The organism is Deinococcus deserti VCD115 (assembly GCF_000020685.1).
Lineage (GTDB): Bacteria > Deinococcota > Deinococci > Deinococcales > Deinococcaceae > Deinococcus > Deinococcus deserti.
Map to the genome: position 1 here is coordinate 624868 of NC_012526.1, position 13715 is coordinate 638582.

Genomic DNA, 13715 nt, shown 5'->3' on the forward strand with positions numbered 1-13715 from the left:
ATCAGGCGGCAGGCGTGGGCAGCTTTTCCCCGGCCCGGACAGCTTCAGGCAGCACGTTCTCCTGGGGAGGCAACGGGCAGGTCCAGCCGTCGCCATAGGCGCAGTAGGGATGGTAGGCCAGATTGAAGTCCACGTTGACCAGCAGACCACCCTCAGCGCTGCGGGCTACAGGGGCGTCCAGATAGCGGCCTGCCCCATACGTTTCCTGGCCGCTGGTGGCATCCCGGAACGGAATAAAGACCCGGGCCGGGGTCTCCTCGCCCAGGGGTGTGAACACGCTGAGGCTGTGCTCGCCGCCTGGAAGCGGCACCCGGACGCGGCCGTAACGGGCCATGGTCCGGGGTTCACCGGTATTGGTCTGCAGGACGAACTCTGCGCTCGCGTCTTGCGGGAGGGTTTCGAGAAGCACGGTGAAAGTCCACGCGGCATCGGGCGCGTAATACGACAGACCGGAGAACTCCGCCAGCACGTCCGCCGACAGCGGACCCTGTCCGGCTTTGAAGTGGGCGTCCTTGCGGCGGCGGAACTCCTGCACCGCCTGGCTGTACGGGTCGGCGTTGGTGCTCACCAGTCCACCTTCAGGCGGTGTCCGGCATATTCCACGATGTCTCCGCGGCGAAGCTTCTTGCGGCGGCGGGTCTCGACTTCACCGTTCAGCCGGACCTCGCCGCCCTGGACGCGGAATTTTGCTTCGCCCCCGGTCTCGACCAGCCCGCGCAATTTCAGGAAGTCCTGAAGGTCTATGGTGTCCTGAGTACGGTTGTCGGTCATGCGGGCAGTTTACGCCCCTGATCCGGAGGCGGTAAGCCCGGCACCAGGTCAGGGGCGGTTCAGGAGCAGCCGCCCGGGGTCAGCTGCTCACGGACGGTACTGGCTGCTGAAGAGCCTCAGGTCGGCGTCATCCACCTTGCGGTCCTGGTTCAGATCTCCAACGGTGGTATCGGTCTTGCCATAGTTGTTCATCAGCAGGGCCAGATCAGTCAGGTCAATTTTGCCGTCGCCGTTGAGATCCGCTCCGCTCAGGCGGGTCCGGGCCGCAGCGGAGGTCCACTCGGTCAGGCCCAGCTCGCGGGTCAATTCTGCCCGCAGCGCATCGGCCAGCGGCAGGGGTCCCTGAGGATTGAACTCGATCCGCCGGTCACTGCCCACCACCACGACCCGCGCTGCGACATCAGGATTAAATGGGGCCGAAGTGCTGCCCAGGGTCAGAATGGGGCCACTGGCGGTGTCCAGCGTGACGGGCAGGTCCTTGGTGTTCAGCGTGGCGACCGCTGCCTGGAGCAGCCGAAGCATCTCGGCCCCCTGCGGACGGAATTTGAGGGTCGCCGCGTTCGCCGGAGCAGAGGCGCACAGCAGCGTTGCAAGCAGCATCAGCCGGCGCCCGGCTGGACCCACCGGTTTCACTGGCCCTCCCGCGCAGCCCGGATAGCGTCCCGCAGTTTCACGGGATCGGTGATGTCCCCAGCGTTGACCTTGCCGTCGGTCACGGCATAGAGCCCCTGGTTAAAGCCCACCAGAGGACTGTCGAGACGGCGGGCATACAGCAGCGCGATCACCTCCTGGCCGGTTTTGAGCGCCGGCAGGTCCTGCAGGCCCTGCAAAAACATGAGCGCCGGGCGGCCCTCATGTTGCGGTAGCCGCGCGGCGTCGCCCAGGACCGTTTCCGTGATGTTCAGCGGATAGGCGATATACGTGACCTCTCCGTCGTTGACGGTCACAGGCGCTCCCAGCGTGGCGCGCACGATGACCTCGGCTTTTTTGGCCTGCTGGGCCAGGGTCAGGGTCGGGGCAGTGGTGGCTGCCGCCAGGCCCCCGGTCAGCAGGAGACTGGCCAGACACAGGTATGGCAACGTGAATCTCATCGTGTTCCTCCGGTGCCTGGAGTGGTTGGCGGAGTCGGATTGGTGGGTGACGCCGGCTCAGGCGGGGTCGTGGGTTGTGTGGGAGCAGGTGGGGTCGGCGCAGGTACGGAAGGAGACACGGGGGCCGGGGCAGACGCGGGGGTCTGGGGCCGCGCAGGATCCGTGGTCTGAGGGGCAGCCGGAGTGGTGGAGTCTTTGGGGGCGCCTGCCGGAGCAGTGGCAGGCGCCTCAGTTGCGGGTGCGGGGGTCAGGAGTTTGCCCTGGCCGTCGCGGGCCTCGTAGGTCATCTTGGCTTCCAGCGCCACTGCGCGGGCTGGTTTGACCGTGATCAGCGCCACCCGGGCGCCGTTGCGTGGAATGGTCTTGAACCCGACATCCACGGTGACGGTCTGACCCTGCACGCGCCAGAACAGTACGCCGCCGGTCTCCATCGGCTGCACGCCGGTCACGGCTGCGCCTGCTGGCAGGGTCCAGTTCAGCCGGACTGCACGCACCGAGCGCGGCGCCGTGATGGTCACCGGAATCCGGGTCTCCCCCCGGATCTGTCCGGCGGGCAGCACCGGCTGCAACGACAGAGGCGGCAGCTGGTTGACATTCAGGGTGTATTCCTTGGTCTTGGTGCTCAGGGTGGAGTCCGTGACTTCCACAGTGAACTTGTAGGTGCCGGTTTTGGTGGGGGTGCCGCTCAGTGTCTGACCGCTGAGTTTGAGGCCGGGAGGCAGGGTCCCGCTGGCGACCCGTAGGGTGTAGGGGCCTGCGCCGCCAAGGACCGTGAGGTTGCCCGTGTAGGCCTCGTTGGCGTAGATCGGGGGCAGACCGGCAGCGCTGTCGGCAAAGTACAGGGCGTCCCGCCCCGAGGTGGTCGAGGTACCGGTGACCTCCTGCCCGCAGCCGATGAGCGCTACTGCGCCCAACAGTGCAAGAGACAGAAAGGCTGCCCGCGCCGGACGGCGGTCGCTGGGTTTGCTTGACATGCTCTGAAGTGTACCCGCCGCCCTTCACCTGACGGTGAGCGACGCATGATTCGTGCCTGTGGACAGGGAATTCCTGGCGCTTCACGCTAGACTTCAGGGCGTGACCACAAACACACTGCCTGCCCAGCTGGCCGCCGGGGACCGGCTTGGCCAATATCTCGTGGAACGTGTCGAAGCTCTGCCGGAGATGCAGGGCCAGCTGATCCTGTTGCGTCATGACAACGGCGCGCGGCATGCCCATGTGGTTCGGGATGACGACAACGCCGCCTTCGGCGTGACCTTTCCTACCGTCCCGAAGGACAGCACCGGCGTGGCGCACATCCTGGAGCACATCGTGCTGATGGGCAGCCAGCGCTACCCGGTGCCGGACCCCTTTTTCAGCATGCTGCCGCGCAGCCTGAACACGTTCATGAACGCCATGACCAGCAACGACTGGACAACCTACCCCTTTTCCACCCGCAATGAAAAGGATTTTTTCAACCTGCTGGGTGTCTACCTGGACGCGACCTTCTTCCCGCTGATGCGTTACGAGAGCTTCCGCCAGGACGGTCACCGTTTCGAGTTCGCGACGCCTGACGACCCCACCAGCGAACTGAAGTTGCAGGGCGTGGTGTACAACGAGATGAAAGGGGCCATGGCCTCGCCGGGATCGGTGATCTGGCGGGCTTTTGGTAAGGCGCTGTTCCCGGACCTGACCTATGCCAACAACAGTGGCGGCTCTCCCGAGAACATCCCGAGCCTGACCTATGAGAACCTGCGGGCCTTCCATGCCGCGCATTACCACCCCAGCAACGCTTTTTTCTTTACCTACGGCAAGCTGCCGCTCGAGCGCATTCTGGAGGTCATCGAGGAACACGTCATGTCGCACTTCACGCGGCAGGACCTCGACGTCAGCATCCCGGACCAGACGCCGTTTCCCGAGCCCCGCACCGAGCGGGTCACCTATCCGGGCAGTGACGTGGAGCGCGGCGCACAGGTTCTGGTGGGCTGGAAGCTGGGCCTGACCAGTCACGCCGACAGCAATCTGCGCTGGAGCGTGCTGAGCGACGTGCTGCTGGGTAACCCGGCCGCGCCGCTGACCCGCCCGCTGATCGACTCCGGCCTGGGCAGCGCCCTGGCAGACCTGAGCGGCTACCGCGATTCGTTCCGCGAAGGCGCCTTTGCCGCTGGCCTCAAGGGGCTGCCCGCCGGTAAGGCTCAGGAGGTCGAGACCCTGGTCCTGGACACCCTGCGCGGCATCGTGAACGATGGCATCGACCCGGAGCTGATTGAGAGCAGCCTGCACCAGTTCGAGATCGGGCAGAAGGAGGTCAGCAATGCGGGCTACCCCTACGGCCTGCAGGTGATGTTCCGGCTGCTGGGCCCCTGGCTGTACGGCGGTGATCCCGTGACCGGGCTGCGCCTGGACGCCGAACTCGAGCGCCTGCGTGGGGACCTGCAGCGTGGCCGGGTGTTCGAGCCCATGATCGAAGAGCAACTGCTGAACAATCCCCACCGGGTCACGCTGGAGGTGGCCCCTGATCCGGAACTGGCGACCCGCGCCGAGGCTGACGAACAAGCCCTGGTCCAGCGCCTGAGCGCCGGCTTTACCGACGAGGACCGCCAGCGCGTGGTGGCCGAGAGCCTGCGCCTCAAAGAAGTGCAGGCCCTGGAAAGCGACCCTACGATCCTGCCGACGCTGGCCCTGAGCGACGTGCCGACCGAGGTGCCTCGCGTCACGTACCGCGTGGAGGAAGCGGGAAGCGCCACCGTGGGCCGCGTGCCGCTTCCGACGGGAGGGCTCAGCTACCTGGACGTCCAGGTGCGTCTGCCTGATGTTCCCGAAGACCTGCTGGATACGCTGCCGCTGTACGCCTTTGCCGTCACGCGCAGCGGCGCGGCCGGACAGGATTATCTGGCGCTGTCCCGCCGGCTGGAAGCGGTCACCGGCGGCGTCACGGCCAGCGTGAACGTCGGCAGCCGTCCCGACAACCTCGAAGCGCTGCGGCTGACCCTCAGCTTCAGTGGCAAGGCCCTGTCGCGCAATGCCCCAGCACTGGTAGAAATCATGCGCGATCTGCTCGTGGCTCCTGAATTTACCCAGGACCGCCTGGAGCAGCTGCTCAAGCAGCGCCTTGCAGGCATGAAAGCCAGTGTGGTCCAGAGCGGCAACATGTATGCCGAGCGGCTGGCACTGGCCCAGGTCAGCCGGGCCGGGGTGCTGCATGAGCGCTTCAGCGGACTGTCGGCCCTGGCGGCTCTGAAGACCATCGTGGAGGAGGGCGGGCTCGACGAGCTGCTGGCCCGCTTTGAACGGATCCGGGAACTGTTGACCCGCGGTACGCCGCTGCTGTGCCTGACGGCCACGCCGGATGAAATCGGTCTGGACCTCAGCCCATTGACCGGCACCTTTGGAACACCGGACCCGGTGGGTCACCCTGCACCGGCCCTCTTTGCTGGTGGTCCGCAGGCCCGCGTGACCGATTCGCCGGTGGCCTTCAACGCCGTGGCTTTCCAGACGGTGCCTTTTACTCACGCCGACAGCCCGGCGCTGCTGGTGCTGTCGCGGCTGCTGCGCAGCGAGTACCTGCTTTCAGAGATCCGCGAGAAAGGCGGCGCCTACGGTGGTGGCGCAAGCTTTGAGCCGCAGCAGGGTCTGTTTTCCATGAGCAGCTACCGCGACCCGCATATCTCACGCACCCTGCAGGTGTTCCGCGACGCCCGCGCGTTTCTGGACACCGAACTGGGCGAACGTGAACTGACCGAGGCGATCCTGGCCTCCAGCAAGCTGCTTGATCCCCTGACGAGCCCGGACACGGCCGGTCGCCTGCGCTTTTTCGGTGATCAGGCCGGCTACACGCCTGAGGTGCAGGAAGCCTACAAGGACCGCCTGCTGCAGGTGGCGCTCGCTGACCTGAGAAGGGTTATGGACACCTACCTGACGCCCGAACGAGCGGCCTACGGTCTGGTTGCCGGCCGCGATCCGAACGAGGATGTAAAGGAACTGGGCCTGAGCTTCACCGTGCAGACCATCTGAAGATTTACCTGAGCAGGACGTGGGGAGAGGCAGCGCTGCCTCTCCCCATCTTGTTGTGCAGTTCCCAATTTTGTGTCGTTTTCAGACGGTTCGGCTCAGCAGAGGAAGCACGCCGGTCAGTACGACAGCCAGCGGTGCCCAGGGCGTGGCGCCCAGATGGACACACAGAAAGCCCGAGAGGCGCTGGCCGGAGACTCAGATGCAGGGGAGGGTGCCACGCCACCACAGTGAGGCGAACAGACCATGGTCGCGCAGGCGGAGATCCCACATGATGGCTTCGCCGTTGCCTGTGTCGTTATTTACCTACGCAGAAATTCCGGAAAACCGCGTCCACCACGTCTTCCTGGACATCCCGCCCGGTCAGGTCCGACAGGGCACGCAGCGCTTCTTCCAGTTCCCAGCTCGCAAGGTCATCGGGCAGAGTACGGGCGGCCTGGACATGACCCAGCGCGCGCCGGGCGGCGTCCGCCTGACGTTCTGTGGTCAGCCAGGCCTCACTGCGGGCCGCGTCTCCCAGCAGCGCCGCATGAATAGCTTCACGCAGCTCGGGCAGACCCTCTCCGGTGACGGCACTCACGCGCAGGGCCCCGGGGTCGTTCCAGGCAGGTTCCAGGTCGGCTTTGGTCTGCACCCGGATCACCCGCGCGCCTTCCGGCAGTTCAGTGGGTAAGGGTTCACGGGGCTGCTGTCCATCTTCGAGAGCCAGCACCAGATCCGCCGCCCCAGCCAGCGCCACGGCCTGCCGCACGCCAGCAGCCTCCACCTGATCGGTGGTGTGCCGGATGCCGGCAGTGTCCACCAGCGTGACCGGCACACCGGCCAGCTCCACGCCAGCTTCCAGATAGTCCCGTGTGGTGCCTGGAATGGGGGTCACGATGCTGCGCTCATACCCCAGCAGGGCATTGAGCAGGCTGCTTTTCCCGACGTTGGGCCGCCCGATCAATGCCAGCCGGGCCCCCCGGGTGGCGACCTGACCGGCGCGGGCACTCTGGACGAGCTCGCTCAAGTCCTGCTCGGCGGCCTGAAGGGGAAGCTCCCGGTCTTCTTCGGGCACGCCCTCTTCGGGGTAGTCGAGCATGGCCTGTACGGCCGCCAGTGTGCGGGTAATGTTGGCACCGATCCTTGCGACGCGCGTGCCAAGCGCGCCGGACAGTCCCAGACTGGCCTGCCGGCGCGCCGCATCGGTCTGCGCCTCGACCAGACCCAGCACGGCCTCAGCCTGAGCCAGGTCCAGGCGCCCTGACAGATAGGCCCGCAGGGTGAACTCGCCGGGCCGCGCCAGGCGCGCTCCCAGTTCCAGGACTCTCGACAGGACCCGCCCAAGTACCGCCGGGCTGCCGTGCGTCTGCAACTCGGCCACATCCTCGCCGGTATAGCTGTGGGGTCTCCGGAAGACCAGACACAGGCCTTCATCCAGGACCTCGCCGTCCGCTGCAATCAGCTGACCAAAGACAAACCGGCCGCCCCGAATCCTTGAGGGCGTGCGCCTTCCTGAAAAGATGCCATCAGCGACGGTCAGGGCTTCCGGGCCACTAACCCGCACGATGCCCACGCCAGCGCTGCCAGGAGCGGTGGCAATAGCGGCAATGGTGTCGGTCAGTCCGGATCGGGTCACGGCCGCAGGGTAGCAGGCCCGCAGCCTGCAGACAGATGTGAAGTTTTATACATCCACTCCTTCCCCTGTAGGATAGACATGAAAAGCAATTGTGACAATTTGAACAAATCCTACCCAGCCGGAGGTTCCTTTGAGACGAACTGCTGTTTTCCCATTTCTGCTCGCTGCCCTGATAGGGAGCCACAGCGAAGCCCGCACGCTCGCGGAGATCCGTAACAGCGGCACTCTGCGCATCGCCACCAGCGCCGATTTCGCTCCCTACAGCTTTATGCAGGCTGGTATGTTCACCGGCTTTGACATCGACCTGGGCAACGAACTGGCCCTGCGCATGGGCCTGCACGTCGAGTGGGTGACGCTGCCGTATGACGGCCTGCTGGGCAAGCTCAACACCAGTGACGAGGTGGATGTCGTCTTTGCCACGGCGAGCACCACGCAGAGCCAGAATGTGGTGGCCTCAGTTCCTTACGGCTGCACCAACACCGTGCTGCTGACCCGCAAGGGTGGCCCTACGTCCCAGAAGGCCCTCTCCGGCAAGACTCTGGGTGCTGAAGAAGGTCGCCCCTACCTGGCCTACCTCAAGAAGATGCCCTTCCAGAAGATCGTGCAGGTCTACCCCAGTTCTACCGATGCCATCCTGGCGGCAGCCACTGGGCGGGTAGCCGCGGTGGCCACTGACCAGCACGCGGCCCTCAGCGCCATGAAAACCTACCCGAAAGCCGGCCTCGTCATAGGGGAGACTCTGGCACGTGAGCAGCTTGTCCTGGCGGTGGGCCGCAAGAACACGGCCCTGCGTGACGCCCTCAACGCTGCTCTGAAAGACATGCAGCGCGAAGGCAGCATCAACGCGCTGGGGCAGTCCTACTTCGGCAGGAAGATCAGCTGCTGATCCTAGCCCGGAAGCTGAAAGTGGAAGGCCGCGGCCTTAGATTCGGACGTCACGATGACCAGATTTATCGGCGCAGAGCTGATCAGGCCACGGTGCGCGTGATCAGCTCTGCGCCTGGGTGCATCCCTCAACCTCTGCTCTGAAGTCCTGACATGCCGAAACTCAGGCGCTTTTCTTCCACTTGCCCTTGCTGCGGTATCCCACCCGGTTGCCGGCCTGCGCAGTGCGCACGCGGATGCGCTCGTCGTCGTAACGGAGCATCACAGCCAGACGCGCCCGGCTGATGATGTGGTAGGGGTGCTTGGGCACGAAGGCAGTCACGATATCCACATGGCCGTCGCGGTAGTGCTGCACCACCACATGGAGGGGAAGCGATATCCCGCAGGCTTCGAAGGCTCCGCACACCAGCCAGCGCTGGTCATCGGGGTACACCGCACGTACCCGGCCGGACAGCAGCACATTCATGATGTCATGCTCCAGAAAGCCCTCGGCCCGGGCGTGCCCGATGGCGTGCGGACAGACGTGATACCGTCCGTCATACACAGCGTCGCGCAAGCGGGCATGGGCGCGTGACAGGCTGAAATCATCGGTGGCAATCCCGGCGAGTTCTATTTCCCGCTGAGGATTGATCGGGGTTGGGCGTGCCGGACGGGGCGCCGGAGGCGGCGTGGGAGCCCGCCGTGCGGCTTTTTCGGCGCGGGAGAGCTGGGCGCGCAGGGCCAGCAGGTCGGTTCCGGTCTGCAGTGATGCCTGCAGGGAAGCAGGCCGCTGCTCAGTGGGCGCCGACGAGCCCCGGCGTGTTTTGCTGGACGGTTTGGTCACGGCGAAAGCACCTCCCGGAAAAGTCCTCCGCCCGGCTGCTCTTTTCCTGTGCGGGCTGACAGTCAGCCCCAAAATAGAAAAGGCCCCTCAAACACGCGGTGGTGTTCGTGGGGAGGCGGCTGACGTACCCTGATTCAGGGCATGCGCGAAGAATAGCACGCCGGTACCTGTTCGCGGCGTGACGTGGTAGGCAGACACAGGAGGAGCCCTCCTCCTACCCTGAAGGCACACTGGTTCACCGCTTTATTTCTTGCTTTCGCTGGAGGTTCACCCATGATCCGTCCGATGCAGGCCACCGACGCTCCAGACGTTCTCGCCCTCCTGAACTGGATGGACGACGCCCCGGAACGCGAGGTGTTCGCCCCGGACTCCCGCGACGCCCGCGAACTTCAGCTTGAATGCGAGGACAACACCTGTTTTGTGCTTGACGGCGAAGAGGGCGTGGTTGCCTACTGCGCCATTGGACCGTTTCGTGACGGCATGGTGCTTGAAGGCCCTATCAGCGAACCGGAAGCGGCGGGTGCCTTAACGACTCTGGTAACCCGCGCCATTGAGGAAGCCGAGGGCCTGCCCGTGTATGCCTTCTGCGCCCGCGACAATCTGGCAGTACGTGACGCGCTTGAACGGGCCGGTCTGAACCCGCTGCACACCACCGACTTTTACTCTGCGCCGCTGGAAAAACTGACCTCCCGAGCCCGGGTGCCGGATGGTCACTCCCTGGCCCGCCGCCTGCCTATCGAGGAATACCGCGCGCTGTACCGCGACTCGGAGGACGCCTGGGCTGGCCGGCTGGACTGGGGCCCTGAGCAGTACGACGCCCACTTTGCGCGGGACGATGTGCGCCTGGTGGTGTTGCGCCGGGAGGACCGTACCATCGGCTTTGCAGAACTTGAACTGCATCCTGATGATGCGCGGGCCGACCTGACCTATCTGGCGGTTCATCCGGCCGAGCGTGGCCAGGGCTACGGGCGGGTGCTGCTGGCCCTGGCCGCTGCAGAAGCCGACACACATCCGGAGATCCGTACCATGCGGGTGCGCGCCCATGACCACATGCGCGCCGCGCGTGCACTGTACGCCCACGCGGGCCTGACCCACTGCCGCTCGGTGATGACCTACCTGAAAGAGGGCGACGAGGAAGCCTAGCCGGCAATCCGTTCCGGCAGCCCGTTCGGGGCACAGTTGCCTGGCGGCCGGCACGCTACCGTCCTCCACATGGGCAAGAAAGACCGCCACACGCCCCGCACCGCCTTCGTGACGCTGCGTGATCTGCCCGGAACCCGCGTAATGTTCTGGCTGGTGACCGACTGTCCTTACTGCGGGGGTCAGCACCTGCATCCGGCGGGCAACCTGCGGAGTGCTGATCCCGGTGACACGCTCGGAGAACACGCGGCTTCCTGCAACCCGGAGAGGCGCTATGTGCTGACGCTGCCCCCACGGCCATCACGAAAACGGGGCAAGGAGGCCCGGCGTAAGGAGCGCCGGGCCGGACGGATGTCAGATCTGGACGAGTGAAGCCGCGCTGCCAGCAGCCTTCAGTGCTGATGCCCGGATGGAGCTTGATCTGTCCTGGGTTCAGGTGGGGCCTGGGTTCCACGGGCGCGGAGCATGTCTGCCATGACCTTGATCTCTGCGGCCTGAGTCGCCTGAATCTGCCGGGCCAGGGCCTGCACCTCGGGCCGGATGCTCTTCTTCAGGGCAGGCTCGACCATGGCCAGGGCACCGTCGTGGTGTCGGATCATCAGGGTCAGAAAGTGCCTGTCGGCCTGCTGAGGGGGCAGCGTGTCCAGCGCCGCCACCTGGGCTGGGGTGGCCATTCCCATCATCCGGGCGTGTTCGGCGCTCATGCCGGCTCCACCCCACGGCCGCCCCCACAGGGTCAGCCAGCCATGCATCTGCCCGATCTGTTCCTGTTGCGACAGCAGGATGTCCAGTGCCAGGGAGCGCACGGTGCGGTCCTGACTGCGCTCGCGCACGCGAATGGACATATCCACAGCCTGCGTGTGGTGCTGAATCATCTCGCGGACGAACCGGACTTCGGTGCTGGACTCGCCCGGCATACGTGGCCAGAGTCCGTAGCCCAGGGCAGCTCCGATCAGGGTCAGCAGAAGCGGCACGACAAATCGGGAGCGGGCAAAGCGAAGCATCCACGGCAGTGTAGGGGCTTCCTATACTGCCCGGCGTGACCACGGCGCCGCGCATCACCCCAACGAAGCTCCGTTCCGTGCTGAAAGGAGCCGCTCTGGGCTGTGCGCTGGGCATCCTGGCCGCTTTTCTGGGCGAGGTGCGAAGTCCGGCGGCTCTGGTGCTGCTGCTGATTATCGCCGGCGCAGTGGCCGCGTGGTTCCCGCTGACCCGCCGCGTGATGCAGGCAGGCTGTGTGGTGCTTGCTGGGGTGCTGGCCGTATGCCTGCTGACTCCGGTGCTGCGCGCCCCCCTTCAGGCCCTGACCCTGGCCGGGTCGCCGGTGCCGGCAGACGTGATCGTGGTGCTGGGCGGGGGCGTGCAGTGTGGCACGCGCGCCCAGGCACCCAGCAGCGCTGCGCGTCTGGTTCGCGGTCTGGAGCTGTGGCGTGCCGGATACGCACCGGCCATGACGGTGTCCGAACCCTCAGGCCTGATCGGGCCGGCAGACTGCCCCAGGCTCAGTGTGTTGCAACGCGGTCAGATCACGTCCCTGTACCCACGCGGCGGTCCAGAAGTCCTGACGTTGTCCCGCGTCACCACCACCCGTGACGAGGCGGCCCGCGTGCGGCAGCTGGCCCAGTCACGCGGCTGGGAACAGGTACTGCTGGTGACGTCCCCCAGCCACTCGCGCCGGGCTGCCCGTCTGTTCCAGGCCTATGGCCTGAGCGTGGTCAGCGTGCCCGCGGATGAAACGCTGTTCGACACCACGCTGCCCCTGCCCTCAGACCGGCTGTATGCCGTGCGGGTGCTGCTGTACGAGGGGCTTTCGCGGGTTAAGGCCAGCCTTGGTGGGACCCCGGAACGCTGAGACCACAAACCGGGAGACGGCCTTCGCCTACACTGGCTGTCTGATGAGTGGGACGGACGCAGCAATTACGGTAATCGGAGCGGGGCTGGCAGGGTCGGAGGCGGCGCTGGCGGCCGCCAGATTGGGCGTCCGGGTCCGCCTGCACGAGATGCGCCCCACGCGCATGACCCCGGCGCACCGCAGCGCCAACTTTGCGGAGCTGGTGTGCAGCAACTCGCTGGGCGGTGAAGGGGAAAAGCAGAGTAAGGGCCTGCTCCAGGCTGAACTGCGCAGCGTGGGTGGCGCGGTGGTCACGGCCGCCGACGCCTCACGCCTGCCGGCAGGCAACGCGCTTGCCGTGGAACGCGACGAGTTCAGCGCCCGGGTGACCCGCACCATTCGCGAGCACCCCCTGATCGAAGTGATTGAAGGCGAGGTCGCAGCTGTTCCCGCAGGCATCGCCGTGATCGCCTCAGGACCACTGACCTCCGACGCTCTGGCGGCCGACGTTGCGCGGCTGACCGGCAGTGACCGCCTGAGCTTTTACGACGCTGCTGCCCCTGTGATCGACGCCTCGACCATCAACATGGACGTTGCCTGGCGTGCCGGACGCTACGACCAGAGCGCTGATTACCTCAACTGCCCATTTACGAAAGAGGAGTATCTGGCGTTTTTTGAGGCGCTGGAACAGGCCCGCTCGCATACCCCACACGACTGGGAAAAGCTGGAATTCTTCGAGGGGTGCATGCCTATTGAAGAGATTGCCCGGCGGGGCGTAGACACGCCGCGCTTCGGACCCATGTCGCCCAAGGGCCTGGACAACCCACGCACCGGGCGCTGGCCGTACGCAGTCGCCCAGTTGCGCCAGGAGGACAGGGAAGGGCGTCTGTGGTCGTTGGTCGGCTTCCAGACGGGCCTGAAATGGGGTGACCAGAAAGCTGTCGTGAGCCTCATCCCAGGGCTGGAGAACGCCGAGATCGTCCGCTACGGCGTGATGCACCGCAACACCTACCTCAATGCTCCTGAAGTCCTGAACGCGACCCTTCAGCTGCGTGCTGACCCCACCAAGCTGGTGGCGGGCGTTCTGGCCGGCACTGAGGGTTACCTGGAAAGCGCGGGGACCGGCTGGCTGGCCGGCACCAACGCGGCCCGGCTGGCGCTGGGTCTGGCGCCGCTGATCCCACCGGCTGAGAGCATGCTGGGCGGCCTGACCCGCTACCTGGCCAGCGCCAATCCCAAGGGCTTCCAGCCCATGAACGTCAACTGGGCACTGGTGCCCGAACTGCCCGTTCCGGAAGGGAAACGCAAATGGGGCAAGCATGAAAAGCGTCCCATCCTGTTCCGCCGTGGCCTGGACGCCTTCATGACCTGGGCACGCGACGAGGCCGGGTTGCAGGTGACCCCGCCCCCGGTGCCAGCCGCCGAGCCGGAAGCCGTGACCTGCGCCCGCTGAATCCCTGACTCGGCCTTGACTGCCGAACCTTGATGGCCCTTTTCAGAGGGTTCTGCACAGGCACTCTGACACTGGACCAGACACTTTTCCCTGAATAGGAAATTACCCCTGTAATT

General features: G+C 65.7%; 14 protein-coding genes. 6 read left to right on the forward strand and 8 right to left on the reverse strand.

Features of this window, described 5'->3' with window-relative positions:
• Window position 1 precedes the first annotated feature (1 nt).
• The 5 genes from DEIDE_RS03080 to DEIDE_RS03100 form a co-directional block, all read right to left on the reverse strand.
• The gene (locus DEIDE_RS03080) at window positions 2–568 is read right to left on the reverse strand and encodes a DUF1684 domain-containing protein (protein ID WP_012692499.1); all 567 of its coding nucleotides are present in this window, start codon (window positions 566–568) and stop codon (window positions 2–4) included.
• Window positions 565–771, reverse strand: coding sequence for an RNA-binding S4 domain-containing protein (locus DEIDE_RS03085; RefSeq protein ID WP_012692500.1), 207 nt, complete (start codon window positions 769–771; stop codon window positions 565–567). Before DEIDE_RS03085 ends, DEIDE_RS03080 begins: the two co-directional genes overlap by 4 nt.
• 87 nt (window positions 772–858) lie before the next feature.
• On the reverse strand, window positions 859–1404 hold the full coding sequence (locus DEIDE_RS03090) for a hypothetical protein (RefSeq protein WP_012692501.1): 546 nt from the start codon (window positions 1402–1404) through the stop codon (window positions 859–861).
• Window positions 1401–1862 carry a hypothetical protein gene (locus DEIDE_RS03095; RefSeq protein WP_012692502.1) on the reverse strand — a complete coding sequence of 154 codons (462 nt, stop codon included), beginning with the start codon at window positions 1860–1862 and terminating at the stop codon, window positions 1401–1403. The genes DEIDE_RS03090 and DEIDE_RS03095 overlap by 4 nt, the downstream gene beginning before the upstream one ends.
• Window positions 1859–2836, reverse strand: coding sequence for an Ig domain-containing protein (locus tag DEIDE_RS03100; RefSeq protein WP_012692503.1), 978 nt, complete (start codon window positions 2834–2836; stop codon window positions 1859–1861). The genes DEIDE_RS03095 and DEIDE_RS03100 overlap by 4 nt, the downstream gene beginning before the upstream one ends.
• Window positions 2837–2936: 100 nt before the next feature.
• Here DEIDE_RS03100 and DEIDE_RS03105 point away from each other — a divergent pair, with 100 nt between their 5' ends.
• Window positions 2937–5852 carry an insulinase family protein gene (locus tag DEIDE_RS03105; protein WP_012692504.1) on the forward strand — a complete coding sequence of 972 codons (2916 nt, stop codon included), beginning with the start codon at window positions 2937–2939 and terminating at the stop codon, window positions 5850–5852.
• Window positions 5853–6147: 295 nt separating this feature from the next.
• On the opposite strand, the gene mnmE is transcribed toward DEIDE_RS03105, so the two are convergent.
• The gene (mnmE, locus tag DEIDE_RS03110) at window positions 6148–7467 is read right to left on the reverse strand and encodes a tRNA uridine-5-carboxymethylaminomethyl(34) synthesis GTPase MnmE (protein WP_012692505.1); all 1320 of its coding nucleotides are present in this window, start codon (window positions 7465–7467) and stop codon (window positions 6148–6150) included.
• Between the two features lie 130 nt (window positions 7468–7597).
• On the opposite strand from mnmE, the gene DEIDE_RS03115 reads away from it, so the two are divergent.
• On the forward strand, window positions 7598–8353 hold the full coding sequence (locus DEIDE_RS03115; RefSeq protein ID WP_049760434.1) for a substrate-binding periplasmic protein: 756 nt from the start codon (window positions 7598–7600) through the stop codon (window positions 8351–8353).
• Window positions 8354–8515: 162 nt separating this feature from the next.
• Here the strand turns inward: DEIDE_RS03115 and DEIDE_RS03120 are convergent, their stop codons facing one another.
• Window positions 8516–9097 (reverse strand): DUF4258 domain-containing protein, encoded by a 582-nt coding sequence (locus DEIDE_RS03120; protein ID WP_162485510.1) that lies wholly within the window; start codon window positions 9095–9097, stop codon window positions 8516–8518.
• A 351-nt stretch (window positions 9098–9448) separates the two neighbouring features.
• On the opposite strand from DEIDE_RS03120, the gene DEIDE_RS03125 reads away from it, so the two are divergent.
• Complete coding sequence (locus tag DEIDE_RS03125; protein ID WP_012692508.1) at window positions 9449–10318, forward strand: GNAT family N-acetyltransferase; 870 nt, start codon at window positions 9449–9451, stop codon at window positions 10316–10318.
• A gap of 69 nt (window positions 10319–10387) precedes the next feature.
• Entirely contained in the window at window positions 10388–10687 is a 300-nt protein-coding gene (locus DEIDE_RS03130; RefSeq protein ID WP_012692509.1) for a hypothetical protein, read from the forward strand.
• 20 nt (window positions 10688–10707) lie between these two features.
• Here the strand turns inward: DEIDE_RS03130 and DEIDE_RS03135 are convergent, their stop codons facing one another.
• Window positions 10708–11319, reverse strand: a complete 612-nt coding sequence (locus tag DEIDE_RS03135; protein ID WP_012692510.1) for a DUF305 domain-containing protein — start codon at window positions 11317–11319, stop codon at window positions 10708–10710.
• A gap of 35 nt (window positions 11320–11354) precedes the next feature.
• Between DEIDE_RS03135 and DEIDE_RS03140 the strand changes: the two genes are divergently transcribed.
• Both DEIDE_RS03140 and trmFO read left to right on the forward strand, forming a co-directional pair.
• Window positions 11355–12167, forward strand: a complete 813-nt coding sequence (locus tag DEIDE_RS03140) for a YdcF family protein (RefSeq protein WP_242402945.1) — start codon at window positions 11355–11357, stop codon at window positions 12165–12167.
• Window positions 12094–13599 (forward strand): methylenetetrahydrofolate--tRNA-(uracil(54)-C(5))-methyltransferase (FADH(2)-oxidizing) TrmFO, encoded by a 1506-nt coding sequence (gene trmFO, locus DEIDE_RS03145; RefSeq protein WP_338032126.1) that lies wholly within the window; start codon window positions 12094–12096, stop codon window positions 13597–13599. The genes DEIDE_RS03140 and trmFO overlap by 74 nt, the downstream gene beginning before the upstream one ends.
• The last annotated feature ends 116 nt before the right edge of the window (window positions 13600–13715 follow it).

What these genes read in the sequence shown, in the direction of transcription:
- DEIDE_RS03085 (WP_012692500.1), bottom strand. Translation starts at nt 771, where the DNA reads ATGACCGACAACCGTACTCAGGACACCATAGACCTTCAGGACTTCCTG.
- DEIDE_RS03095 (WP_012692502.1), bottom strand. Translation starts at nt 1,862, where the DNA reads ATGAGATTCACGTTGCCATACCTGTGTCTGGCCAGTCTCCTGCTGACC.
- DEIDE_RS03100 (WP_012692503.1), bottom strand. Translation starts at nt 2,836, where the DNA reads ATGTCAAGCAAACCCAGCGACCGCCGTCCGGCGCGGGCAGCCTTTCTG.
- DEIDE_RS03125 (WP_012692508.1), top strand. Translation starts at nt 9,449, where the DNA reads ATGATCCGTCCGATGCAGGCCACCGACGCTCCAGACGTTCTCGCCCTC.
- DEIDE_RS03130 (WP_012692509.1), top strand. Translation starts at nt 10,388, where the DNA reads ATGGGCAAGAAAGACCGCCACACGCCCCGCACCGCCTTCGTGACGCTG.
- DEIDE_RS03135 (WP_012692510.1), bottom strand. Translation starts at nt 11,319, where the DNA reads ATGCTTCGCTTTGCCCGCTCCCGATTTGTCGTGCCGCTTCTGCTGACC.
- trmFO (WP_338032126.1), top strand. Translation starts at nt 12,094, where the DNA reads ATGCCGTGCGGGTGCTGCTGTACGAGGGGCTTTCGCGGGTTAAGGCCA.